This window comes from Armatimonas rosea (assembly GCF_014202505.1).
GTDB lineage: Bacteria > Armatimonadota > Armatimonadia > Armatimonadales > Armatimonadaceae > Armatimonas > Armatimonas rosea.
Window position 1 is genome coordinate 308,388 of sequence record NZ_JACHGW010000002.1, and the last position, 23,792, is coordinate 332,179.

General features: G+C 63.7%; 24 protein-coding genes. 12 read left to right on the forward strand and 12 right to left on the reverse strand.

The genetic code is table 11. The annotated features are described in order from the left end of the window. Positions 1-29 precede the first annotated feature (29 nt). The 4 genes from HNQ39_RS09300 to queD are packed head-to-tail and all read right to left on the reverse strand — an operon-like array spanning position 30 to position 4,942. Positions 30-1,424 carry an ATP-binding cassette domain-containing protein gene (locus HNQ39_RS09300; RefSeq protein ID WP_184194356.1) on the reverse strand — a complete coding sequence of 465 codons (1,395 nt, stop codon included), beginning with the start codon at positions 1,422-1,424 and terminating at the stop codon, positions 30-32. Continuing rightward, positions 1,421-2,638 (reverse strand): polysaccharide biosynthesis/export family protein, encoded by a 1,218-nt coding sequence (locus HNQ39_RS09305; protein ID WP_184194359.1) that lies wholly within the window; start codon positions 2,636-2,638, stop codon positions 1,421-1,423. The genes HNQ39_RS09300 and HNQ39_RS09305 overlap by 4 nt, the downstream gene beginning before the upstream one ends. Next, a complete protein-coding gene (locus HNQ39_RS09310; protein WP_184194363.1) occupies positions 2,635-4,551 on the reverse strand; it encodes a GumC family protein in 1,917 nt (638 codons plus the stop codon). The genes HNQ39_RS09305 and HNQ39_RS09310 overlap by 4 nt, the downstream gene beginning before the upstream one ends. A 10-nt stretch (positions 4,552-4,561) precedes the next feature. Further along, a complete protein-coding gene (gene queD, locus HNQ39_RS09315; RefSeq protein WP_184194366.1) occupies positions 4,562-4,942 on the reverse strand; it encodes a 6-carboxytetrahydropterin synthase QueD in 381 nt (126 codons plus the stop codon). A gap of 70 nt (positions 4,943-5,012) precedes the next feature. Here queD and HNQ39_RS09320 point away from each other — a divergent pair, with 70 nt between their 5' ends. After that, positions 5,013-5,465 carry a GyrI-like domain-containing protein gene (locus HNQ39_RS09320; RefSeq protein WP_184194369.1) on the forward strand — a complete coding sequence of 151 codons (453 nt, stop codon included), beginning with the start codon at positions 5,013-5,015 and terminating at the stop codon, positions 5,463-5,465. Between the two features lie 80 nt (positions 5,466-5,545). Here HNQ39_RS09320 and HNQ39_RS09325 read toward each other — a convergent pair whose 3' ends face one another. The 6 genes from HNQ39_RS09325 to HNQ39_RS09350 are packed head-to-tail and all read right to left on the reverse strand — an operon-like array spanning position 5,546 to position 9,940. After that, on the reverse strand, positions 5,546-6,445 hold the full coding sequence (locus tag HNQ39_RS09325) for an aldo/keto reductase (protein WP_184194372.1): 900 nt from the start codon (positions 6,443-6,445) through the stop codon (positions 5,546-5,548). Between the two features lie 23 nt (positions 6,446-6,468). Next, positions 6,469-7,605 (reverse strand): heavy metal-binding domain-containing protein, encoded by a 1,137-nt coding sequence (locus tag HNQ39_RS09330; RefSeq protein ID WP_184194375.1) that lies wholly within the window; start codon positions 7,603-7,605, stop codon positions 6,469-6,471. A 57-nt stretch (positions 7,606-7,662) separates the two neighbouring features. Further along, complete coding sequence (locus tag HNQ39_RS09335) at positions 7,663-8,193, reverse strand: 3'-5' exonuclease (RefSeq protein WP_184194378.1); 531 nt, start codon at positions 8,191-8,193, stop codon at positions 7,663-7,665. Between the two features lie 9 nt (positions 8,194-8,202). Beyond that, positions 8,203-8,601 (reverse strand): YbaN family protein, encoded by a 399-nt coding sequence (locus HNQ39_RS09340; RefSeq protein ID WP_184194381.1) that lies wholly within the window; start codon positions 8,599-8,601, stop codon positions 8,203-8,205. Positions 8,602-8,604: 3 nt separating this feature from the next. Then, the gene (locus HNQ39_RS09345; RefSeq protein ID WP_184194384.1) at positions 8,605-9,165 is read right to left on the reverse strand and encodes a 3'-5' exonuclease; all 561 of its coding nucleotides are present in this window, start codon (positions 9,163-9,165) and stop codon (positions 8,605-8,607) included. 52 nt (positions 9,166-9,217) lie between these two features. Continuing rightward, a complete protein-coding gene (locus HNQ39_RS09350) occupies positions 9,218-9,940 on the reverse strand; it encodes an SDR family NAD(P)-dependent oxidoreductase (RefSeq protein WP_184194387.1) in 723 nt (240 codons plus the stop codon). Between the two features lie 54 nt (positions 9,941-9,994). Between HNQ39_RS09350 and HNQ39_RS09355 the strand changes: the two genes are divergently transcribed. Genes HNQ39_RS09355 through HNQ39_RS09380 form a run of 6 tightly spaced genes read left to right on the forward strand, consistent with a single transcriptional unit; the run spans position 9,995 to position 16,065 of the window. Further along, entirely contained in the window at positions 9,995-10,756 is a 762-nt protein-coding gene (locus HNQ39_RS09355) for a carboxylesterase family protein (protein WP_184194391.1), read from the forward strand. Continuing rightward, positions 10,753-11,547, forward strand: coding sequence for a PhzF family phenazine biosynthesis isomerase (locus tag HNQ39_RS09360; protein WP_184194394.1), 795 nt, complete (start codon positions 10,753-10,755; stop codon positions 11,545-11,547). The genes HNQ39_RS09355 and HNQ39_RS09360 overlap by 4 nt, the downstream gene beginning before the upstream one ends. 1 nt (position 11,548) lies before the next feature. Beyond that, on the forward strand, positions 11,549-12,418 hold the full coding sequence (locus HNQ39_RS09365; protein WP_184194397.1) for an alpha/beta hydrolase: 870 nt from the start codon (positions 11,549-11,551) through the stop codon (positions 12,416-12,418). A gap of 4 nt (positions 12,419-12,422) precedes the next feature. Beyond that, positions 12,423-13,250 carry a phytanoyl-CoA dioxygenase family protein gene (locus tag HNQ39_RS09370; RefSeq protein WP_184194399.1) on the forward strand — a complete coding sequence of 276 codons (828 nt, stop codon included), beginning with the start codon at positions 12,423-12,425 and terminating at the stop codon, positions 13,248-13,250. Between the two features lie 12 nt (positions 13,251-13,262). Beyond that, the gene (locus tag HNQ39_RS09375) at positions 13,263-15,194 is read left to right on the forward strand and encodes an alpha-galactosidase (RefSeq protein WP_184194402.1); all 1,932 of its coding nucleotides are present in this window, start codon (positions 13,263-13,265) and stop codon (positions 15,192-15,194) included. A 4-nt stretch (positions 15,195-15,198) separates the two neighbouring features. Continuing rightward, a complete protein-coding gene (locus tag HNQ39_RS09380; protein WP_184194405.1) occupies positions 15,199-16,065 on the forward strand; it encodes a phytanoyl-CoA dioxygenase family protein in 867 nt (288 codons plus the stop codon). Here HNQ39_RS09380 and HNQ39_RS09385 read toward each other — a convergent pair. Together HNQ39_RS09385 and HNQ39_RS09390 are read right to left on the reverse strand one after the other, a co-directional pair. Further along, positions 16,057-17,337, reverse strand: coding sequence for a M24 family metallopeptidase (locus HNQ39_RS09385; RefSeq protein WP_184194408.1), 1,281 nt, complete (start codon positions 17,335-17,337; stop codon positions 16,057-16,059). The two genes, HNQ39_RS09380 and HNQ39_RS09385, sit on opposite strands and share 9 nt — an antisense overlap. Next, entirely contained in the window at positions 17,338-18,327 is a 990-nt protein-coding gene (locus HNQ39_RS09390; protein ID WP_184194411.1) for a DUF3500 domain-containing protein, read from the reverse strand. Positions 18,328-18,527: 200 nt separating this feature from the next. Between HNQ39_RS09390 and HNQ39_RS09395 the strand changes: the two genes are divergently transcribed. The 5 genes from HNQ39_RS09395 to HNQ39_RS09415 all read left to right on the forward strand — a co-directional run bounded on the left by HNQ39_RS09395 (position 18,528) and on the right by HNQ39_RS09415 (position 23,706). Continuing rightward, on the forward strand, positions 18,528-18,938 hold the full coding sequence (locus HNQ39_RS09395; RefSeq protein WP_184194414.1) for a BlaI/MecI/CopY family transcriptional regulator: 411 nt from the start codon (positions 18,528-18,530) through the stop codon (positions 18,936-18,938). After that, the gene (locus HNQ39_RS09400; RefSeq protein ID WP_184194416.1) at positions 18,916-20,910 is read left to right on the forward strand and encodes a M56 family metallopeptidase; all 1,995 of its coding nucleotides are present in this window, start codon (positions 18,916-18,918) and stop codon (positions 20,908-20,910) included. The genes HNQ39_RS09395 and HNQ39_RS09400 overlap by 23 nt, the downstream gene beginning before the upstream one ends. A 94-nt stretch (positions 20,911-21,004) precedes the next feature. Next, positions 21,005-21,682, forward strand: coding sequence for a ThuA domain-containing protein (locus HNQ39_RS09405; RefSeq protein ID WP_184194419.1), 678 nt, complete (start codon positions 21,005-21,007; stop codon positions 21,680-21,682). 2 nt (positions 21,683-21,684) lie between these two features. Beyond that, positions 21,685-22,800, forward strand: a complete 1,116-nt coding sequence (locus HNQ39_RS09410) for a LamG domain-containing protein (RefSeq protein ID WP_221289934.1) — start codon at positions 21,685-21,687, stop codon at positions 22,798-22,800. A 162-nt stretch (positions 22,801-22,962) separates the two neighbouring features. Then, complete coding sequence (locus HNQ39_RS09415) at positions 22,963-23,706, forward strand: hypothetical protein (RefSeq protein WP_184194422.1); 744 nt, start codon at positions 22,963-22,965, stop codon at positions 23,704-23,706. Positions 23,707-23,792 lie beyond the last annotated feature (86 nt).

Below are 23,792 nucleotides of genomic sequence, written 5' to 3' on the forward strand. Positions count from 1 at the left end.
AAGCTCTATTTTAGGTCGTGTCAAGCGCATCACGCGGGGCGCTCCCACTCGACCGGGAGAAATACCCGCCCGTGGGTGACTCGCTCGTGGGTGACCGTAAAGCGCACGGCATCGTCGAGCTGGTCCTCCGGTGCCGCCGACCACTCGGGCTGGGTGGAGTCCGGGTAGAGGTTGACCTGGACACGGTACTCCCCTGCTGGCAGGGCGAGGAAGGGGAGCGTGAAGTGGAGCACGCCCTCGCCTTGGCTCTTGGCAAAAGAAATCTGATGGTCGTAGTTGCTGGTTGTAAAGAGATGCTGGTTGTCTTTAGTATCAAAAATATCAAAGCCAATCGCAGGCTCGGGGAGGGGCTTGGGCGAGCGCCAGGCGATCTCCACGGAGAGCCGATCGCCGCACTTAAAGCTGGTGCGGGGCACGCCTTGGGAGTCGCGGAGGGTGACATGGGTGAGGCGGGCGCGGTTGGGGTCTTGCTTGCGCTCGGCCTCCGCGGCTTGGAGGAGGGCCTCGGCGGCGGCGCGCTCGGCCTCCAGGGCAGCGAGACGCTCTTGCTCGGCGCGCTCGGCCTCCTCGGCCTCGCGCTGCACCCGCTCCGCCTCTTGCCGTGCCTCTTCTTCCACGCGGCGCTTCTCTTCCTGCTGCGCCTCCCACTCCACGGGGTAGAGCCGCGCAAACTCGGCGTCCTCCCGCTCCCCGATCACCTCGTGGTAGTGGGCGATCGCCTCGGCGGTGGGGCCGATAAAGCGTGCCTTGCCATGGTCCAGCCAGACACAGGTCTCGCAGAGGAGCTCCACCTGGCCCAGGGAGTGGCTCACAAAGCAGACCGTCCCGCCTTTCTTCACAAAGTCTTTGAGGAAGCGCAGGCACTTGTTCTGAAAGAGCGCATCCCCCACGGCCAGGACCTCGTCAATGAGTAGGATCTCCGGGTCCAGGTGCGCGACAATGGCAAAGCCCAGGCGCATGTACATCCCCGATGAGTACCGCTTGACGGGGGTCTCCATGAAGTCCGCGAGCCCGGCAAAATCCACGATCCGGTCGTAGCGCTCGTGGACTTGCTGGCGCGAGAGGCCCAAGATAGAGCCCGCCAGGAAGACATTCTCCCGCCCGGAGAGATCGGGATGGAAGCCCGCCCCCACCTCGATCAGCGCCCCGACTCGGCCATGGACCGCGACAGTGCCCTCGGTGGGCTTGAGGATTCCCGTGAGGAGCTTCAGGAGCGTGGACTTGCCGCTCCCGTTGTGCCCGATAATCCCCACCGGCTGGCCCGGATGCACGACGAACGAGACATCGTCGAGCGCCAGAAACGAGCCCTTGGGCTGCTTCTCCCCCCGGAGCTGCCGGGCGAAGCGCTCGCGGAGGTCGCCCTGCGCCGTGTTCCGGGCGAAGCGCTTGGAGACCTTCTCGACAACTAGGGCGGGCTCGCTCACAGCTTGAAGATACTGCGCAGGAAGAAGAGCCCCTGCACCCCTCCTACCACTTGATTGATCACCGTGTTGGGGTCGGCGTGGCGCACCGACGGAACATAGACAAGGTCTTGTGGCTTGATCTCGGGGTTGCGCTCGGGCTTGAAGTCCTTGAGGTACTTACCCCAGTCGAACTCCCCCAGCAGGGTGTACTTGCCATCGGGGCCAAGGCGTGCGATCTTGATCGCCCCGATCCGCGCCTGACCGGTGGTGACACTGGCATTGGCCATGACATCTTGCAGGTACATCTTGCGGTCTTGGGGGATCGGGTACTTACGCGAGCCGCCCAGCTCACCCCAGACATAGACAAAGTCTTGGGAGGCGGGAATCTCGAGCGTATCCAGGTCCTGAAGCGGAACCTCGGGGATGGTCTCGTCGGTGAGGAGTGCGTAGAGATCGAGCTTGGTGGTGGTCTCAGGGGAGCTCACATCGCCGGGTACTGTCTTGCGCTTGAGGAGCACGTGGCGCAGGTCGCCGGAGGCATTGGTGACCGTGTAGCCAAACTGGGTGAGGACAGCACGTACCCCAAAGCGCTCGTCGATCTCGTGCAGGCCGCGTGGCCCCTCGCCCTTGATAAACAGGCGCTTGCGGAGCGGCTGGTCCATGGTGAGCGTGTCGCCCTCCATCAGGAGAATATTCTGCGGGTGGTCGGGGCTCTTGAGAATCCCCACGATATCGAGGGTAAGCGGCGCGGGGCGGTTGGGGTTGAGCAGGCGGACGGTGATGCGGTCGGGCTGGGGAATCCCCCCGAGGAGGGTGAGGAGCTCCGTGACACGCCAGCCGTTCTTGAGGTCCAGATCGCGGCCCCAGGTCGCGTTGCCACGGACATAGATCCGCCGGATACGGGTGCCGACCAGCGCCACTTGCACCTGGCCGGGGCGCAGGCGCAGCTTGCCCTCTTTCTGGAGCGCCTCGGTGAGCTTGGTGGCGAGCTCCGCACAAGTGAGGCCGCGCACGGGGACGGGCGTGAGCAGGCGTGGCATCCGCAGGGCACCGTCTATAGGGACGCGCACCGCTCGGTTGAGGTAGCCGTGCCGGTCCACCTCGATCTGCACGACATCGTCGGTGTCGAGCTTGTAGTCGGTGGGGACACTGAGGGGTGCGCTGGGGAGGGGCGGAATAGGCGGCTGGGGGGCCTGCACTCCCAAGAGAAAGAGGGTGGCGAGAAGGGGGGTCATGCTTTTTCCTCCAGAGCAGCGAGCGCGGGGAGCTCCTCGGCGGCCACCACCCCATGGAAGCGTGGGGTGTAGCCATTGGTGAGGAGCCGCCGTGCCCGCGCGACACTCTCCTCGACCGGCGTGTCGGGCGAGGCGACTAGGACCAGGCCTCCCGCGAGCCGCTCCAGCGGGCTGACCGTGCGGACATTCCAGACCGCTGGGCCTGCGAGCAAGATCAGGTCATTGCCAGCGGCGGCGAGGTTCGCGAGCTGCTGGGGAAGCTCCGCCAGCGATGCGCCATCGACCTCCAGCTGGGCCACTTTGACACCGTCTTGTCCCAGGACCTTCGCCACCTGTGCGGCCAGGGTCGCCGTGCGGTTGTCGGAGCGCACCCCGAGCAGGAGGCGCACCGGAACCGGCTCGCCGGGCTCGCGGTGGGCCAGCCAGTAGCCGATCTCCCGGAGCCGGTCTTCGTCGCGCGCCGTTAAGTGCTCGGTCTGGGCCGTGGGCGCGGTTCCCAGGAGCGGAATCCCCCCGACCAGCGGGAGCGCCGGCAGGGGCTCGTCGAAGTACGGCAGCTCGGGCGCGGCGGGCTTGTTGGAGAAGTACTCCGCCAGGAGCGAGAGACCAATTCCCAGAAAGAGCCCTAGAAAGACCGAGAGGATCGTGTTGAGCAGCGGCTTGGGCGAGAGCGGGATATCGGGCTTGCGTCCCCAGTCGATCACGCGCACATTGGGCTGTCCGGTCGCTTCTTTGAGGGTCGCGGCGATCAGGCCGGTCTGGGCGGTCTTATCCGCCTCGGCGGCGGCTTCGAAGGCGGTGCGGAGGGTTAGGTACTGGAACTGCTTGTCGGCGAGGCCGGTCTGCTCTCTCTCCAGCGCATCGAGGAGCTTTTGGGTCTCGTTGATCGTCGTGCGGACCGTGGTCAGGCTGGTCTTGGCGCGGAGGAGCTCGCTCTGGATATTGGTGAAGTCCGGGTTCCGCCCGACATTCTTGCTCCCGGCGGAGAACGCGGTCTTCTGCGCCTCCTGCACCGCCTTCTCCTTGGCCGCGATCTCTTCGTCGAGGGTCTGGACCTCCGGGCTGTCCTCTTGGTAGTCCAGGAGCTTGACCTTGCGCTGTGCCTTTAGGGCGAAGATCTCGGTGCGGTAGCCGTCTATCACCGGGTTTTTATTGAGCCCATAGCCATAGACAACGTCCTTGGGGAGGTACTTGAGCTGCTTTTCCTGGGCTTGGATCTGGGTCTGGAGGCCGGCCTCTTGCTTGCGTGCCTCTTCCAGGTCCTTGCGCACCAGCACCGTGCGCTCGGCGCGGCCCTTGAAGTAGGCAGTGGGGTCGGAGGCGGCCATGCCTTTGTTGAAGCGCTCTAGGGCGCGCTCGGCGCGGTTTTTCTCTTGGCGGGCGATCGCGGCGGCGTCTTGGAGGTGCTTGCGGTCGAGCTGGATCCGCGCCTTGGCATCGTCGCGGGCGAGCTGGATATAGAGAACCGCGGCGGTGTTGGCGATCTTCTGTGCCTGCTCGGGGGTCGAGCCGCGGGCATTGAAGATCAGCACCTGCCCGCCGCGTCCGCCGGAGAGCTGGAGGCGGTACTGGATCTCGTCGAAGCCCATCTCGCCGAGACCGGCCTGCTGGCGGAGCTTTTTGTAGAAGTCCTGGGTCTCGATCTTCTCCATCTCGGTATCGAGCGAGGCGTTGCCGCTGCTGCCGCCCGTGACCAGCCCAAGCAGGCTCCCCAGGCCGCTACCGGGGCCGCTCGTGCCGGACTCCAACAAGACACGGGACTTGCTCTCGTAGAGGGGGGTGATGCGCTTGGTGAGAAAGAAGGTCGCCGCGACTGTCACCAAAAATACAGAGAGCGCCAGCGGCCAGCGGCGTCCGACAATCCGGGTGAGCTCACGTAGCGTGATGGGGGGCGGAAGCACTCTCTCGTCCATGGTTCTCGATTCAGGCTGCCGGTGGCAGGGGATAGTAGGCCGCGGCCTGCCCGGGGGTCTCCCAGACCTCGACCTTGTGTACGGTTGCGCCCCCAAGTGCTTGCTTACCCAGCTCGTCTGCGATCCACCGTGCGACATTCTCGGTGGTGGGGTTGTCTGCGGCGAAGGCGGGAAGGTCGTTGAGGTTGTAGTGGTCCAGCTCCTCAAGGAGCGCGAGGAGGGCTTTTTTTAGCACCCCAAAGTCCACCAGCATTCCCATGGCATCGAGCTGCGCCCCGCGGACATAGACACGAACGATGAAGTTGTGCCCATGCAGCCGGGAGCAGGGGCCCGGGTAGTTTGGCAGAAAGTGCGCGGCGGAAAAATGTCTCTCAACAACCAGCTCGTACATTGCAACCGTTCATTATATCCTGCGTTTCTGGGGTTTTCCGGAATCCGCGCGGGGCGGGTAGTATGCGCGTATGGAAATGAGAATTCAAGAGCTCCCCGCTTTTGTGGTGGTGGGAGCACGGTACCAAGGTGGGATGCAGAGCGGCGAGATCTCGCAGTTCTGGGAGCAGTGGGGCAATGCAATCGCGGACCTGCCTGCCAGCGAGCCCGGGGTCTCCTACGGGCTGACGGTGGGCTTCGATGGCAGCACGATGACGATCGACTATCTGGCGGCGGCTCCCGTGGCCGCCGATGCGCCCGTCCCCGAGGGCATGGTGCGCTGGGAGGTTCCCGCCCAGACCTATGCCGTGTTCGACTGCACGCTCGCCACTCTCAGTGAGACGATCATGAAGGTCTACGATAGTTGGCTTCCTCAGTCCGAGTACCAGCGTGGCTACGGCCCCGAGCTGGAGCGCTACGACGAGACCTTCGACACGCCCGAGCAGCCCCTGACTTTTTGGTTGCCGATTTTAACGGGGGCGTAACCCACCCCCTACTCCCCCTCCCTTCCCCCCGACGAAGTCGGGTCTCAGGGGAAGGGAGGGGGCCGGGGGGAGGGATGCCCTTATACCGCTTCTGTCAGACGCTTCTTGGCCTCCGCGTAGACCTCGGCGCTGAGCGGGCCGCGGGAGGCGGCGAGGACGTTGTCGGCGAGGTGGGCCGGGTTCTTGGTGCCCACGATATTGGTGTGCATGCCCGGGTGGGTGTTGGTGAAGCGCAGGAGCCACTGGGTGCGGGTCTCGCCCTCGTCGAGGAGCTCGTCGAGGTTGGCCTTCTCCCAGGTTGTCCAGCGGTCGGTGTTGCCCAGGCCCGCGCCAGGCTCGCCGCGCGCCACACCGCCGCGGATGATCACGCCCGCCCCCGAGTCGGCGGCGGCCTGGATGGCGTCCTCGTGGACACGCTCCAGCGCGGAGTACGGAATCTGGAAGACATCAAAGACCCCGGAGGCGATGTAGCTCTCGATATGCGGGTGGGTGGAGCTAATGCCGATCCAGCGCACTTTTCCCTGGTCCTTCATCTCCTGGAGCGCCGCGACCAGCTCGCCCGCCTCGGTCTGCTCGACACTGGGATTGTGGAGCTGCATCACATCGACATAGTCGGTCTTCATGCGCTCTAGGCTCTCGTGCAGGCCCCGGAAGAGGTTCTCCCGTGTCCAGACATGCGGGGTCTCGTCGGTGTGCTCGTCCTTGTGGACCACGGTGCAGCCGCACTTGGTCGCCAGCACGAACTCGCTCCGGCGATGCGCCAGGTACTTGCCGATAAACTCCTCAGAGCGCCCGTAGTCGTTTGCGGTGTCGATAAACGTGATGCCGGAGTCGAGGACCGCGTTGAGGATCGTCTCCGCCTCTTGCTCCGTGACAGGCCTGCCGCCCCAGATACGCGTCCCGCGCACTTCCATGGCGCCGTAGCCCAGCTTGGTGACGGTCAGCCCCGTCCGGCCAAAGGTGTTTGTTGGAATTCCCATGGCCGGATTGTACCTGGCTTTGCCTAGCGCTTGTTCTCGTTGAGGTTTGCCCCAAGTGTCTTCTCGGCGGCGTTGTAGAACGTGTCCTTGTCCTTGATCACAGCCTGCGCGGGGAGGAAGTCGGTGAGGGTCTTGGTGCCGTCTATTTTCTTCACCGCCGTCCCGATTGCCATGAACTCGATCAGGCCACTGCCCAGGTTGTAGACATAGGTCTTGATCCCCACGACATCGTCGGCCCCGACCAGCTCCGCATCGGCGCGGATGCGGGTGATGGCGTTCTCCCGCGCCTCGTAGATCAGGGAGCTCAGCTCGTGAATCTCCCCGCGCACCAGAGACTTGAACGCCGATGTAAAGCTCCCCACAAAGCCGAGGGAGTAGACCGAGACCCCCAGCACGAGCTGGATGGGCTGGTAGCCCATGTGCCAGACATTCCAGAGCTCCTCGTTGGTGAGGTCGCTGGTGATCGGGGTCTCTTTGTGGCGCGGGTCCAGGTCGGCGTGGCGCGACGCGGTCCCGACCATGACCATCTCCTGCATGCCGTTGAGCGGAAGAATCGTGGTCTGGATGCCCAGCACCGCGTTGGCCCCGACTGTCCGCGCCTCCTCGGTGATGCGCCAGAGAGCCCGGTGCCGGGTCTCGTTGAAGACATCGGAGAACTCTTTTACCTCCCCGCGCGCCAGCGAGCGCAGGCCACCGACAATCCCGCCGCCGACCCCGATTGAGTACGCCACATTCCCAAAGACAAACTTCAGCGGCATGAAGCCACAGTCGAGCTGGCAGTAGAGCTCCTGGCCATCCGCAGAGGTGGAGAAGGCAAGTTTTTCGGACTTGGCACCTTCGTGGTGGATGCAGGAGCCAATCGAGAGAAACTCGACATTGCCTGACTGCCAGATGAGCTCGCTGGAGACCCCCGTGATCCCGCTGCCCCCGTGGTGCTCTGCCTCTTTGACCATGCGCTCCAGCGCGGTCTGGCGGCCCTCGTGGACGATCTGGGTGACCTGCTCGATCTCACCGCCCATCATGGTCTTGAAGCCCGCGCCCACGGAGCCGACAAAGCCCATGGAGTACACACTATTGCCAATCACCAGCTCGCCGGGCGCGAAGCCCTTCTGGTGCAGGCAGTACATCTCGTTGCCGGAGAGCCCGGTCATAATCGCCATTGTTGGTTGTCCTCTTCTTTGTTGGGACACTACCACACTTTTCTCGGTTGCAGGGGGCTATAGAATCAGCCGCGCTAGCGCCGCGATATTGTAGGCATCGTCGATTCCCCGGTGGTGCCGTCCCAGCAACGGCAGCCCGACATGGCGAAGCGCGGTGGCCATGCCGAGGGGACGTGTCCCGAGCTTGTCAGCGAAGCGCTTCTTGAGGTTGAGGTGCCGCGTGGCATTAAATGCGGGCGGCGGTGTGAGCCCGTGCCGCGCGAGGTCTTGGAGAAACTGAGTCAGATCGTAGGCACCCCAGGAGCAGAGGGTGTAGGGCTCGGGGCCGATCCAGTCGAGGAACGCGGGGAAGACTGTGGAGAAGCCTTCAGCACGGTCGACATCCCGTTGGGAGATTCCCGTGAGCTGGGTGCAGAATGCGGAGAGCTCAGGGTTGAGCGTGGGGCGGACAAAGCGGCTAAACTCCCGCGTGGGCTCTGCTATGGGGGAGAGTAGCTCGACCGCCCCGATCTCGATAATCTCCATCTCCTCGCGGGGCATCCCGCTCTCGCGGCAGGTGGCTTCTAGGTCAACAATAATAAAGCGCATTACAGCGCTCTATCGCTCGGGGGAGGCGTCTTGCTCAGCGAGCACTCGCTCCCGGAGCGGGACACGGGTCCAGATGTACCAGAGGCCGATCAGCCCCAGTGCGACACAGCCACACTTTCCCCAGAGCGGGCGGATGGCAAAGAGCGAGCTGATACTCACCGCCAGCGAGAGGCTCACCGACGCGAACCACTTGGCTCTGAGCGGCATTCCCAGCCCGGCGCGGTAGTCTTGGAGGAGGGGGCCGACCATCGGCAGGTTGAGGAGCCAGGTTAAGAACTTCTCGCTGCTCTTGGAGAAGCACCAGGCCGCCGCGACAAAGAATCCGGTCGCGGGCAGGCCCGGCACGACAATTCCGACAAACCCCAGCCCCACACAGAGGAATCCGAGAGTGAGCCAGAGGTAGCGCATATGCTAGCGAGTATACCGCTTGTCGGGGCTCCCAAGCGTCGGCAAGAGCTGCCGCGCGATCCGTGCCACCGAGCGGGCATCGTCGGGGGCGCGGTGGGCACGCCCGGCGCGGGTCAGGTTCAGGTGGCGCAGAGCCGGCCCCAGCCCGGTCGGCGGCAGGTTCTGCCAGCGCGAGAAGGCGGACTTGAGGTTCAGCGAGCGCTCGAAGCTTGCCGGGAGGGTCACCCGGTGCCGCTGGGCATCGCGCCGTAGCTGCGCGAGGTCGTAGTCGCCCCAGGTGCAGAGCGTGAAGGGCTCCTTGCCAAGCCAGGCGAGAAACTGCGCAAAGACCAGGGGAAACGGGTCGGCCTGATCCACCTCAAACTGAGTCAGCCCCGTGCTCCGCAGGCAGTAGCTAGACAGAGCCGGTGTCCCGACCGGGCGCACCAGCATCCCAAACTCACTGGAGACCGCCGCGCTCGCGCTGGGCAGCTCCACCGCCCCGATCTCCAAAATCTCCGTTTTCTCCGGCGAGACCTGCTCTTCCCAGCTGGTCGCCTCCACATCAAAAATCACGTACCGCATAGTATAGTTTTATCGCATGTTGCCCCGGTTTTGCTCAAGCCGGACTGGGAAATTACCAGTCGTAGCGCTGGCCTTCGTGGGTCATGTAGAGGTAGCCGGGATGCGGGCGGTCCAGCACCGTGGCGAGGATTGTCTGCGCGGTGTCGTCGGGCTCTTGTGTCGCCTTGAGGTTCTTGGTGCCGTGCATGAAGCTGCGCATCCAGCCCGGATCGAAGAGATAGCTCTCGATGTCGTGCTCGTGGGCGTGGTTGGCCAGAATGACGGTCTGGACATTGAGGGCGGCCTTGGACATGCAGTAGCCGTAGCGCAGCTTGCGGTTCGTGCGCCGCGACTGCTCCATGCTACCCGCCTCCGACGAGATATTCACGAGCTTCTTGAGGCTCCCTCGTGTCAGGTGCCCAAACACCGACTGCGCTACTCTCAGCGGCCCCAGGGAGTTGACATTGTAGACCTCTTGCATCAGCGTAAAGTCCAGCGGATCGGTGATGCTGCCGGTGAAGTCGCCTAGAATGGCGGCGTTGTTGATGAGCAGGTCCAGGTGCTCGCAGTGCTCGCGGAGCTTGTCCGCCGCCCGGAGCACCGAGCGGTCGCAGGAGACATCGAGGGCGATGCGGTGCAGGCGCTCGCCGTGGGTTTTAGCCAGCGTGTCGAGGCCCGCGCCATCGAGCCCGTACTCGCCCGCAAAGACCCGAAAGCCGCGCTCTAGGAGTGCCTTGGTGAAGCCCAGTCCTAGCCCGCGATCGGCTCCCGTCACGTAGGCCGTTTGTTCTTTCATGTTTTGTAGGATACCCGCCCTTGGATGGCGAAACTTGCTCTTAAGGAAACGACAATGACAAAGCGACGTTATGGAGTGGGCGCACTGGTAGCGCTCTTGGCACTGGGCGGCGGGCTGGCGCGGGCACAGGAGCCGGCCGGGGTGGGGCAGCAGAGGCCGCTGGCGCTGGAGAAGAGTGTCACCAAGGTGCTCAAGGCGGGCTACTTGCTCTACCTGCCCAAGGACTACGGCAAGGACCCTGCGAAGAAGTGGCCCGTGATGGTCTTTCTGCACGGCTCGGGCGAGAGCGGGGCGGATCTCGAAAAGGTGAAGGTGCACGGCCCGCCCAAGCTGATCGCGCAGGGGCAGGACCTGCCCTTTATCGTGGTCTCGCCGCAGGCCCCGGTCTTTCCGCGCCGTGGCTGGGATGTCGAGACCCTCAACGCGCTCCTCGACGATGTTCTGGCGAAGTACGCCACCGACACAGACCGGGTCTATCTCACCGGGCTCTCGATGGGCGGCTACGGGACATGGGCGTGGGCGACCGCCAACCCCGAGCGCTTTGCCGCAATCGCCCCGATCTGCGGGGGCGGCCAGCCCCGGCAGGGAGCGCGGGCGCTGAAGAACACGCCGATCTGGGTCTTTCATGGCGCTAAAGACCCTACCGTCCCGATTCAGGAGTCGCAGGACATGGTCGATGCGCTCAAGAAAGCCGGTGCCACGGAGGTGAAGTTTACGATCTACCCCGAGGCCCAGCACGACTCCTGGACCCAGACCTACGACAACCCGGAGCTCTTCACCTGGCTGCTGGCGCACACCCGAAAGAAGCCGCAGTGAGCCACACGCTCTACGTGGTCGATGCCTTCACCGACCAGCCGTTTCGTGGCAACCCTGCCGCAGTCTGTGTCACGGAGGGGCCGCGGGACGCCGCGTGGATGCAGGGGGTGGCGCAGGAGCTGAACCTCTCGGAGACGGCGTTTCTCTACCCACTGGAGTCGGGGGGCTACCACCTGCGCTGGTTCACACCGGGCGCGGAGGTGACACTCTGCGGCCACGCCACCCTGGCGAGCGCCTTCACGCTCTGGCAGATAGGTGCGCTGCCCCACGAGGCCGAGGCGCACTTTCACACCCTCAGTGGCTGGCTGAGCTGCACGCGCACAGGGGAGTGGATCGCGATGGACTTTCCCACCAAGGCGATCACTCCTTGCTCCCCGCCCGACGGCTTGGCGGAGGCACTGGGAGCGGAGCCGCGCTTTGTGGGGCTCAACAACATGGACTACCTGGTGGAGCTCGAAGACGCCGCCACGCTACGCGGTCTCCAGCCCCATGTCACGGCGCTGGCGAGCCTCCCGGTGCGTGGGGTGATTGTCACGGCACCGAGCGACACGCCGGAGTTTGACTTCGTCTCACGCTTCTTTGCCCCCGCAGTCGGGGTGAACGAGGACCCCGTGACCGGCTCGGCGCACTGCGCGCTGGGGCCGTACTGGGAGGCCAAGCTGGGCAAGTCTGAGCTGATCGGCTACCAGGCCAGCGCCCGCGGCGGCGTGGTCAAGCTCAGTGTCCGTGGCGAGCGCATCTTGCTCTGTGGGCAGGCGGTGCTGGTTAGCCAGGTGGAGCTCTTTGTCTGAGATGCAGCCTGTTCGTCGCACCCGAGACCTGATCTACGCCAAGCACGACGGGGTCGCGCTGACTCTGGATGTCTTTCAACCGGCGCGGCCCAATGGGGCGGGGATCATCAAGCTTGTCAGCGGTGGCTGGAAGTCGAGCCATGAGCAGATCACCGACGGCGGCTGGCCGGAGTTTGGCTACACGACCTTCACCGTGGTGCATGGCTCGCAGCCGCACTTTCGGGTGGAGCAGATCGTGCTGGATATCGACCGCGCGGTACGCTTTGTCCGCGCCAACGCCCGCCGCTTTGGCGTGAACCCCAACACGCTTGGGATCACGGGCAGTAGCGCCGGCGGGCACCTGAGCCTGATGCAGGCCACCCACGGCGAGCCCGGCGACCCGCGCGCAACCGATCCCGTGGAGCGCGAGAGCAGCGCCGTGCAGGCCGCCGCGTGCCTCTACCCCCCGACCGACTACCTCAACTGGTTCGCCGATGGTGACAATGCTGTCGGAGTGGGCAGGCTGGCGGACTACGCGGCGGCGTTTGGCCCGAAGTCGGCGACCCCCGAGGGGCGCGAGGCGCTGGGCCGCCTGCTCTCCCCGATCTACGCCGTACACAAAACCCAGCCGCCGGTCTTCATTGTCCATGGCGACTCCGACACGCAGGTCTCGGTCACCCAGGCGCGGCGGTTCTGGCAGCGCTGCCAAGAGGTCGGGGCGGTCTGTGAGGTGCGGATTCGCGAGGGCGCAGGCCACGGTGGCTGGAAGGAGCTCCCCGACGATACCAAGCGCATGGCGGAGTGGTTCGACCTGCACCTGCTGGGCAAGAAACCCCAAGTGCCCTTCACGTTTGGTATCGTATCGTTGCCCCGTGGAGCGGGGCGGAGCTAAAAAGATGCACCCTCTCTACCGCTTTGACCAGAGCGCGCCCGTTGTCGCCGATCCTGCCGCGCTCACCGACGAGCACATCGCCGCTTACCACCGCGACGGCTTCCTGGCTGTTGAGGGGGTCCTGACGCCCGCGGAGGTGGAGAGCGCCAAGGCCGCGCTGGCCGACCTGCTCTACTTCCGTGTCCCCGACGCCGAGCGGGTTGTCCAGCCCGAGCCGGCTATCAAAGACCTCTGGCCGAGCTTCTCCCCCGACCAAAAAGCCGATGCGACCCGCAAGCTCTTTCGCTTTATCGAGTTTGAGCCGCGCCTGAAGTCCCTGGCAGTGGAGCACCCCGCGATCCAGGCGCTCCTCACGCGGCTCCTGGGCGGCGAGGCTCCCGTACTGATCCAGGATATGGCGCTACTCAAGCCGCCGCACATCGGCACGGAGAAGCCCTGGCACCAGGACATGGCCTACTTCACCTGGGGGCCGCCCGAGAAAGTGATCGGAGTCTGGATCGCGCTGGATGCGGCGACCGCGGAGAACGGCTGCATGCATGTCCTGCCCGGCACCCACACCGAAGGCGCGCGCCCCCACTTCCACCTGCGGGACTGCCAGCTCGCCGATGCTGCCGTCGACGTGGAGCGCGATGTGCTCGTCCCACTTGCCCCCGGCGGTGCCCTGTTTTTCTCGTCGCTGCTCCACCACGGAACCCCGCCCAATCAATCGCCCCACCGGCGCTGGGCGCTCCAGTACCACTACCGCGCCGCGTCGGCGACCCCGGTGACCCGCGACGAGCACGCGGCGCTCTTCTTCGATGGCGACCTCTACGCGGGCTGCCTGGGTGGCTAAAGGCACAATCCTATGATCACTCTCCAGGGAAATCAGCTCTGTGCGGAGAACGCTCACTTCCGCCGGACGTGGCGCATCGCCGCCGCGGGGACGCTTCACCCAGAGTCGTTCGTGTTGCTCGAAAGCGGCTATGAGTGGCTCGCCCCCCACGCGCTCTCCACGGACGAGGCAACTGACGCTATTCTCACGCCGTGTCCGCCTCCCTCCGTGGTCGAAGCCCCCTCGGTCTGCGCGGAGCTGCGGGTCGGTGGGCAAGTCTATCGCCTGCAGGTCTTCCCAGAGGCGCGTGGCGTGCGAATCCAACAAAAAAGCCCCTCTTCCTCACGAGGAACGAGTGATCAAGGGAAGAGGGGGCAGGGGGAGATGGTATCGGGTATCGAGGCCGATCCGGTTGCCACGAGCTCTCCCCAAAGCAACTTGAATGAGACACTGGCGCTGGCACCGCTGCACCTGCGGCTGACACAGGTGACCCTGGTGGACCAGACCGACCACCACAATGAGCTGGTCTTTGAGAGCGAGTGGCTGCTTCACACGTCGGAGCGGGCGTGGGAGCTGGCGGGGTGCTTGTTCTATATCGAGGACGTGCTTACCGGCAATGGGCTGATCGTCCTCAAGGAAGCGCCCCTTCCCACGGTGCGCCCCGTCTCTGCCCCGTGGGACCTCCAGGTCGCTGCCCGCGAGCGCCATATCACTCTGGCAACCGATACCTACGCCACCACGGTGCTCGCCTACACCGGCGGAAAGCTCGGGCGGATCGCCGCGCTTCAGAGCTACCAGCGCTGCCTGCGTCCCTCTGTGCCGAGCCGCGACGGGCTCCTGGTGAGCAATACCTGGGGCGATCGGAACCGCGACGGGCGCATCAACGCTGCGTTTTTGACCCAAGAGATCGAGGCGGGCGCACGGCTCGGGGTGGACGTGATCCAGATCGACGATGGCTGGCAGGTCGGAGCGACCAGCAACTCGGTGCGGGCCAAGGAGCAGGGCGGGGTCTGGGAGGGGTTCTACGCCGCGACAGACCGTTTCTGGAGTGTCAGCCCGGAGCGCTTTCCCGACGGCCTAGAGCCGCTGGTCGCTGCCGCCAAAGAGCACGGCCTGCGCTTCGGGCTCTGGTTTGGCCCCGATTCCGCCGGTGACTTTGCCAACTGGCAGCGCGATGCGGCGACAGTCGTTCGGCTTCACCAAGAGCTGGGCATCGACTACATCAAGATCGACGGTGTCAAGCTACGCTCTGAGCTTGGGGAGACGAACCTCCATGCGTTCTTCGACCAAGTCCTCACCGAGACCGAGGGCCGCGTGGTCTTCGATCTGGATGTGACGGCGGAGGCGCGGCCGGGCTACTTGGGGATGGTGCGCGTGGGGCCGCTCTTTGTGGAGAACCGCTACACCGACTGGCGGCGCTACTGGCCCCACCAGACACTGAGAAACCTCTGGAAGCTCGCGCACCACCTCGACCCCGTGCGCCTGCGGCTGGAGTGGCTCAATCACGCGCGCAACCAAGACAAGTACGAAAACGATCCGCTTGCCCCGATCCACTACCGCCCCGACTCTCTCTTTGCCACCGTGATGCTCTCCTCGCCACTGGGCTGGTTTGAGAGCTCGCAGCTTCCAGAGAGCTACTTTGCGGAGGCCGCGCCGCTGATCGCGACATGGAAGGCCCACCGCGCGGCGCTCTTCTCGGGGACGATCTATCCGATCGGAAGCGCCCCCGATGGAGTCGCCTGGACCGGCTTTGTCTCGGTCGGCGCAAGCGGCACCTACCTGCTCGCCTTCCGGGAAGCCTCCCCCGAGGCGCAGTGGAGCTCTCCCTGGCCGTTTCCTGTTCCTGACGCGGCGGGAGCGTTTGTGCGGCTCGGCGGCGACGGCACGGCGCATCTAGACAAGGGAGAGCTCCGCGTGAATCTCCCCAACACCCATCGCTTTTTCTTTGGTTTTAAGGCAAACTAGCGCTATGTCAATGCTGCAAGACGATCTGCCGGTGACGGCACGCGAGGAGTACTTCTTCGACCTCAATGGCTTTATTATTCTGCGCAATGTCCTCACCCCCGAGCACCTTGCGGAGCTGAATGCGATCCTAGACAACATCAAGCAGCTCCAGCCGCCGCTGGCTCCGGGCGAGTGGTACGGTGGGGTACATGCCCATAGCTACGGCGGCGCAGAAGGCATCAATCTCCAGCAGATCTACGAGGCAGGCGAGCCCTTTGAGCGCCTGATCGACCACCCGGGCTGGTTTGCCAAGGTGAAGCACTTTGTCGGGGGGGAGGGGACGTTTGACTGGCACCACGGGCCGCTCTTTATCGACGAGAACTTCGCCAACCTGCGGGGGCCGGGCGAGGCGATTGGGATTCACTCGGGGGGCGTCGACGGGGTGACACGCTGCCAGTTCCGCTATCAGAACGGGCGCTTCCACTGCGGGCAGATCAATATCCTCATGGCCCTGAGCGATATCGGGCCGGGCGATGGGGCGACCATGGTGATCCCTGCCAGCCATAAGTCCAACTTCACCCACCCGGACACGCATGCCCACCAGATGAAGGGCGGCGAGGTGCGCTCCGCCGACGGCATGGAGGGCGCGATCGAGGTACACCTCAACGCCGGCGATGCGATTCTTTTTGTGGATGCCATCGCCCATGGCTCGGCCAAGCGCGTGAATCCGGGCGAGCGGCGGATCGTGGTCTACCGCTACGGGCCATCGTGGGGGAACTTCCGCCACCCGTACCAAGTCTCGCCGGAGTTTTTGGAGCGCCTGACACCCCGCCAGCGGAAAGTGGTCTGCCCGCAGCCGCCGCTCCCCCGGACTCCCAACCGGCTAGGCTAGCGCCACCTGCGCCTGCATCAGCGCCTCGACCTCCGCGATCTCGAAGGGGACATGGGCCGTCAGCACCTCGCAGCCGGTCTCGGTGATGACAATCGTGTCCTCGACTCGGATGTAGAGGGTCTCCTCGGGGACCCAGAGCATGGGGTCGATGGAGATCACCAGCCCTACCTGCATCGGGACATCGAAGTACGAGCCGACATCGTGGACCGCCATCCCGACCGGATGCGAGAGGTGCCCGCGGAACTCCAGCGCCTTACGGGCCGCCTCGGCGTAGATCGGCTTGGAGAATGTCGTCCGCTCCCAGACACCGCGCATCTCCTCGGCGGTCTCGGCGAGGATCTCGCGGGGGAGCGCGCCGGGGCGGAGGCGCTTTAAGAGGGCTTTGTGGTAGGTGACAATAAAGCCATAGAGCTCCCGCTGGTATCCCTCAAACCTGCCATTGACCGGCCACATGCGCCCGATATCGTTGGTGTAGTTGCAGACATCGGGGGCGTAGTCCATCAGCACCAAGTCGCCGTCGGTGAGGAGCGAGTCGTTCTGGTTGTAGTGGCCGTCCCAGATATTGGCCCCGCAGGCGATAATCGGGCAGTACCCCTCCCGCCGCGCGCCGCCATCGCGGTAGAGCCCATCCGCAATCGCCCCGAGCTGGTACTCGCGCATCCCCGGCCGGGTCGCCTCAATCGCTGCTTTCACGGCAAGCCCGGTGAGCTTTCCGGTGTAGCGCATCAGCTCGATCTCGTGGGGGCTCTTGATGACCCGGAGCGCATCGACGATTGGGCTCAGGTCGCGCAGCTCCGCCCGGGGGAGCACGGCGCGGAGGCGTGCTTGAAAGCGTGCGGCGCGGGAGACCTCGCCGTCCCACGGGTCCTTGGCGACTGTCTTGGCATAGAGCTGCAAGACATCGCGGCACTCCACCCGGCCCTCGGGCGGTGCAAAGGGCGTGTAGAGCATCGTGACTCCCGCCAGTCTCTCCTCGAGCGCCTCCAGCCCGTAGACCGCGTTTAGGCCCAGCGTCTCCGCCGCACTGCCGCCGGGGACAAAGAGCGCCGTGGTCTGGTCGCGGCCATCCAGCAGAAGATACGCCTGGGGAAGCTCGACCCCGCAGAGATAGAAAAACTCATTGGTCTGGCGAAAGACCTCAAAGCCACGCACCGGGCCGCCGCCCTGGAGCAGCGCACAGGCCGTGGGACCAATCGCCTCAAAGACACGGGCCCGGCGCGTGGCGAACTCCTCGGCGGGGAACCAGTGGGAAACAGCGTAAAGGGATTTCATCTAGGTATGTCCATCTGCAAGTTTGGCATCTTTTGCGATATTGACCCAGGTGTGGACATGCGGCGCGCCGCGGAAGTGCCAGACCAGAGCCGGGCCTTCGAGCCGCCAGATGTCCCAGATGCCGTCGCTCCCCAGGTCGTCTTGTTTGTAGAACGCGAGGTGGATCTTGTCCAGCCCACCATTGGCCTCAATCGCCTTCATGGCGTCGTTGGCGTCGGAGGGGCGGTAGGGGGAGAGTAGGCTCTGCATGGTCTTCTGCACGAGCTTCTTCTGATCCTTAGAGAGCTCCCCAATGGCGATTCCCGCAAACTCTCCGGTCTTGCCCTGAAGCTTGATCTGATCCTCGCTGGGCGCGCTGTCTCGGAGTGCCACCGCGCGCTGCTTACCGTCTAGGGCTTGGAACACGGCGTTGGCTTGCTGTGCCTGCTGCCAGTAGACATTACCTGGGTGGCTGGGGTCTTCGGTGTCCTTGGGGGCATGGCCGTAGAAGATCGGTCCGCCAAAGGCCGCGTTGGCGTTGGAGTGCCCATCGGCGCGTAGCGTGACATGGCGGCCGGTGAGCACCCACTCAAACTTGCCACTTTTAGGGTCCCCAAAGAGCGCGACATGGTACTGGTTCAGCCCGCCACCGTCGTGCTTCATCTGCTCTAGAACCCGCGGGTACCACTCGTCGCTGGTGACACCGCGCAGGATTCCCTCGACCATCTTTTGCTGATCGGCGGTGAAGATCTCGGCGATAGTCGGCTTGACAATGGCCCAGTTGGCTCCCACCATACTGCGCTTGGGATGCTCCCAGGGCATGCAGAGCGTCTCGCGCTGCTTGGGGGTCAGGCTCTCAAAGAGTGTCTTGACCAGGGTCTCGGCTTGGGGCGCTTTGGTAGTCTGTGCCTCGGCGGGGAGGAGCCCCACGCTCGCTCCTCCGAGGGCAATGCCCCCCACGGTTTGCAAAAACTGGCGTCGGCTCACACCATCGCGTGATAAATCACTCATTTTTGTTCCTCCCTTTGGAACCCTCACAAAGTGTCAATTCCGCAGGAGGAGCAGGTTCTCCTGCAACAATCATTCGGTTGTAATTTTTCCACCCCAGACAGCGATAGTTCTCTTGACGACGATTGTGGTTATGGGATACACTCTCGTAACCACGTATGTGGTTAACCACGGATGTCATTACGATAAGAGAACGAACTACGATGCCAAAACCCACTCTGGGAAACCTGGAGCTTGAGATCCTGCAGCACATCACCGAGCATGCCCCTGTCACGGTTGGGCAGGTCACGGAGAGCTTCGCCGTCCCACGCGGATTCACGCGCTCTACCATCAACACCAGTGTCGAGCGGCTCTTTAAGAAAGGCTACCTGACACGCACCGCGGAGCCGGAGGGCACGGTCTTTCGCTACTCCCCCGCGGTTCCTTCGGAGGAGGTGCTCAGTGGGCTGGTCGAGCGCTTTGTCGAGAACACCCTCGCGGGATCGCTCTCGCCTTTTGTGGCCTACTTTGCGCGTCGAAAACCTCTCTCCGCCGAAGAGGTAGCCCAGCTACGCTCTTTAGTGGACACTTTGGAAGCGGCAGGAGCCCAGGATGAATCTGACAAGCCTCAATGAGCTGGTCATGCCCTGGGCCGAGGGGATGTTTCGTGCCTGCTGGCAGGGAGCACTCGCCGTGGGGATGGTCTGGTGCCTCTGTCGGCTCTCTCCCTGCCTGCCTGCCGCAACCCGCGCGCTACTCTGGTGGCTTGTCTGTCTCAAGGCACTTCTTAGCCTCGTCACCACAGGCCCGCTGAAGCTGGCTGTGCTCCCTGCCGCCCCTGTGCCAAGCGCCGCGACAGCTGTCTTAACGCCGGTTGCCGTACAGGCAGTTTCGGTGAAAGCGCTTCCCCCCTTTACATCGATATCGCCGAGCAGTTCGATACGCCAGGCTCCCAGCGTGCCTCTTCCTCGCCCCTCACTGTCGAGTATATTATTCGCCCTCTGGTTGACCGGCGTGTTGGCCCTACTTGCCCTTGTTGGTCTAGAGCGGCGGGCAGTGCGGCGGCTGGCGGCTCAGGCCCGTCCCTGCGATGCGGTAACACCGCTTCGGGAGATCGCACGCGCCCTCGGGCTTGCGGCGTCGCCGCCGCTCTTAGTCTCGGAGCGGGCCAATAGCTCGCTCGTGATGGGGCTGTGGCGGCCCAAGGTGGTGCTGTGCCAAGCGGATCTGCTGCGTCTCACGCAGAGCGAGCTGGGAGCGGTTCTTGCCCACGAGCTGGCCCATATTCGCCGCAGGGATCTTCTGGCGGGCATGCTTCCCAATCTGGCGCGGCTGGTGTTCTTCTTCGACCCGTTTGTCTGGCTCGCCTGCCGTGAGTACGATCTAGCACGAGAGGCCGCCTGCGATGCCGAGGCACTGCGAGTTAGTGGCATGGCACCGGCGGACTACGGGCGCCTCTTGCTCAAGCTGAGCCTGCCCTCGCCGCCGCTCACCCCGACCGCGGGCATAGTGACTCTCGGCGTCGCATCCCCCGATAGCCTGCTTCTCCGCCGCCGCCTTGAGGGGCTCCGCCGAAGTGGGGGGCTGCCGCGCGGCGGGGCTAGCCTTGTTCTTCTCGTCACTCTGGGAGCCCTGAGCCTCCATCCCATCCGAGGGAGCGCACGGCCCGCTGCCGCGCGCCACGAAGTGCCGGTCGCAAAGCCTCTCGCTCCCCCTGCTATCGTCTCGGCTGGCCTGCCAGCCGTGACTCTCCCCAACCTGGTTTTCACGAAAGGAACTGACACAATGTTTACACGCTTCATGGAACAGAAACCGCTGACTCGTCCCATTGGGCAGAAGCCCAAGCTATCCGCTGCCCTAGCGACAGCCTCTCTCGCCCTAGTCTCCGCTCCCGCACTCCTCGCCCCGGCTCCCACGGCGGCCCAGACCCCTCCTCCCGCACCGGCGGTCCCCGCGGAGCCTGCCACATCCACGGCACCTGTCGTCCCTGTTGTCCAAGCGGGGCGCTACCAGTACACGCTACGGATGGGCAGCTCGTACTCGACACATACCCAAGAGAGGAGGGTCGCTAGCGCCCAGCGCGAGCTGGCAAAGGCGCAACCCGGAGACTGCCTCGTAGTAGATCGTGACGGCAAGCGCTACCTCATCACCGACCCTGAGACCCTGCGCAAGCTCCAAGACAACGATGCGCCGATGGAGGAGCTGGGCAAGCAAATGGAGGCCAAGGGGAAAGAGATGGAGCTAAGCAGCAAGCCCATGGAAGCGCTGGGCAAGCAGATGGAAGCCTTTGGCAAGCAAATGGAGGGAAAAGGACAGGAGCTGGAGGCGCTGGGCAAGCAGCTAGAGGGCGCGTCTGAGACAGAGCGACAGAGCATCCTCGAGAAGATGCAAGCGCGCCAGCAAGAGATGAAAGCTCCCGCTGAGGAGATGAGACAACTAGGAAAGAAAATGAGAGAGCACGGAGATAAGATGCGCGGGCCAGGCAACGAGATGCGCGAGCTGGGCCAGAAGATGCGCGTGGCAGCCAAGGAAGCCAATGAGCGCATGGTAACCCTCCTCGACACGGCATTCAAGAACAACCTCGCAGTCGAGCAGAAAGGCTCCTAGTCAACACGGTCACGGGGACGAGCACGCAGGGTTGCGCTCGTCCCTAATCGGTGTAAGAGGCGCGACTCGTCCCAAATCAGGTAGAACGTAAGGCATGAGCAAGCAAATTTCCACCCTCTATCTGACCGGTGCTAACAACCATGACTGGGAGCGGACCGGTCCGTTTCTGCGCGATGTTCTCTCGGCCTCAGGCGACTTTGCGGTCACCTACGCCGAAGACGCATCCACGGCGCTGGAGGCCGATTTGGCGCGCTTTGACCTGCTCTTTCTCGACTACAACGGCCCGCTCTGGAGCGAGGCGGCGCAGGCAAACTTTTTACAGGCCGTCAAGAGCGGCAAGGGCGTTGTGGTCTTGCACGCCGCCGACAATGCGTTTCCGGGCTGGGTGGAGTACGAAAAGCTGGTTGGCTTGATGTGGCGCGAGGGCACGGGGCATGGAAAGTTCCATGCGTTCACCGTCACGATCCAAAACGCGGAGCACCCGATCACGGCAGGCCTGACGGACTTTGTGACGGAGGATGAGCTCTACCATAGGCTCGTTCCGATGCACGGGACGCCGGTGGAGGTGCTCGCCAGCGCGTACTCGTCGCCCGAGAGCGGCGGCACGGGTGAGCTTGAGCCCATGCTCATGACCACCCACTACGGCGCGGGACGGGTGTTTCACACGGCGCTCGGGCATGTCTGGAAAGGCTCGTCGCTGGCGGCGGTTGAGAATGCGGCCTTCCAAGAGACCCTCCTGCGTGGTGCCCGCTGGGCTGCAGAGAAGCACTAGACATGGATCGTGTTGCGACTGTTACCCACCTCAAAGGCTGTGTGGCCTTCTGGGACTTTGTCAAGCGCGAACAGGGCGGGACCCAGCGCTTTGTCTCCCATGTCCACCCCTACGCCCTCGATGCGGGCAACTATATCAAGGACTACTGGGGCGAGGGGCGCGACGCTACCTACGCGGACTTCCCGCTCTTGGGGCGTGGGCCGTTTGGTGAGGCCGTGCGGATTCGCAAAGAAGACGACCCGAGCTTCCGCCCGTTTCTCTTTGTGCCCCGCGCGCGGCTCCACGACACACCGCTGGATATCAAGGGCGCGGGAAAGTCCGTCACGGTCGTGGTCTGGGCGATCCGGGAGAGCGGCAACCACGCGCTCGCCGGGATCTGGCATGAGGGCACCGATCTTAAGCAGGACACCACCACGGGGATTCAGAGAGTGGAGAAGGGGCAGCGGCAGTACGCGCTCTTTGCCGGGCTCAACAAAGAGGGCTCGGCGTGTGGGCATGTCTCGGAGAACGGGGGGAGCTCGTTTCTGTGCCGCTACGCGCTGCACAAGTGCAACTCCGCCGCCGTCTCGCCCACGGTGCCCGCCGACTCACCCGCCGACGTGCTCGACCGCTCGTGGCAGTGCTTTGCCATGACCTTCGACCACAAAAAACACGAGCTGACCGGCTGGCTCAACGGGGTCTCCGGCGAGCGCTGGCTGGAGAATCCGCAAAAAGACACCCTGCTCTCGTTTGCCGCCAATGCCTGGAAGCAGGGCCACGCGCCCGGCACCGACCCCAGCTTTCCCCCCGATCAGTACTACACGCCGCCCGAGAAGAAGCCGCGCCGTGTCACCCCGCTCGAAGGCTCCGCTGAGCTACACGAGTTCGGCTACACCCGTGTCAAAGTCACGCGGCAGACGCGCGAGCTGGCGGCGCTGCGGCTCAATCCCTGGTGGTACCCGCACGGCATCTACACGCCCAAAGACGCCACCAGCGGCGGACCGTTCACGATCGGGCGCGTCATCCACAGCTCCCGCGGTGTTGGCTTCACCGGCTGGATCGGGGGCGTCGCGGTCTTCAACCGTGCCCTCTCAGAGCGAGAGTTGCTGACCCTATCGGCGCTCCGAGCGTCTTCTTAGATAGTGTCTTGGTCAAGCATGGTTGGGGCCATCCTAATTGGGGTAAACTGTTGCTGAACTTAAACTACTCTACATCGGGGATACTCCGCTTAACGGCCGCACGACTCGGACAGACACCGTCGTCGAAGGGGAGTAAACAGTGTATAGGAAAGATTGAAAAGTATGAAAATGTTTCGAAGAATACTGCTCGTAGCGGTATCAGTACTTATAATGGGATGCGGCCCCGGCAAAATCCCTAGTGAGGCTAACCTAACTATAGACAAGAGTAGCATTACTGCTGTCATTGATGAAGGGGTATGCTCAGGATTAAAAGAGATAGGAGAGTTCACGATCACAAACAACAATCCTGGTTCATCCACTTACACTATATATAAAAGCGACAACTTCACGACTGAAAGCGATTCTATTATAGTACCAGCCAACGACATCCGCAAGGTAAAAGTGTTTTTTAATTGCAAAGACCCATTGCCCGCAACTAAACAAATTATCAAAGTCGAAATCAGTACTGTTGTTAACAGCAACCTGCGTTTTACATCCACGGATATTGCGGTGTCGGTAACTGCCGGTCCTAGCGCGGTTGCGATTAGCTTGGATAAAACGAGGATTGATGCTCTCTTCGTCGATGCTGCCTGCCCACAGACGATGGGGACATTTACCATTACAAATAACAACAAAGGGAGTGTCAAATACACACTGGCACCAAGCACCAACTTCACGGTCAGTACGTCCAGCTTTACTCTGGCTCAGGGGGCTACGAAGACCATCACGGTTCAGTACGACTGTGTCGTTGAGCCGCCGCTCAAACAGAGTATCGGAATCACCGCGACGGCACCGAGTGGCAGCACCACTCTGAAGGGAACCGCAACCGCCTCCGTGGAAGTCGATCTGAAGTCGGATCTGCTGTAGCGTCGGCTTCACCGGCTGGATTGGGGGAGTGGCGGTTTTTAATCGCGCGCTGAGCGAAAAAGAGCTGCTTGTCTTGTCGGCACTAC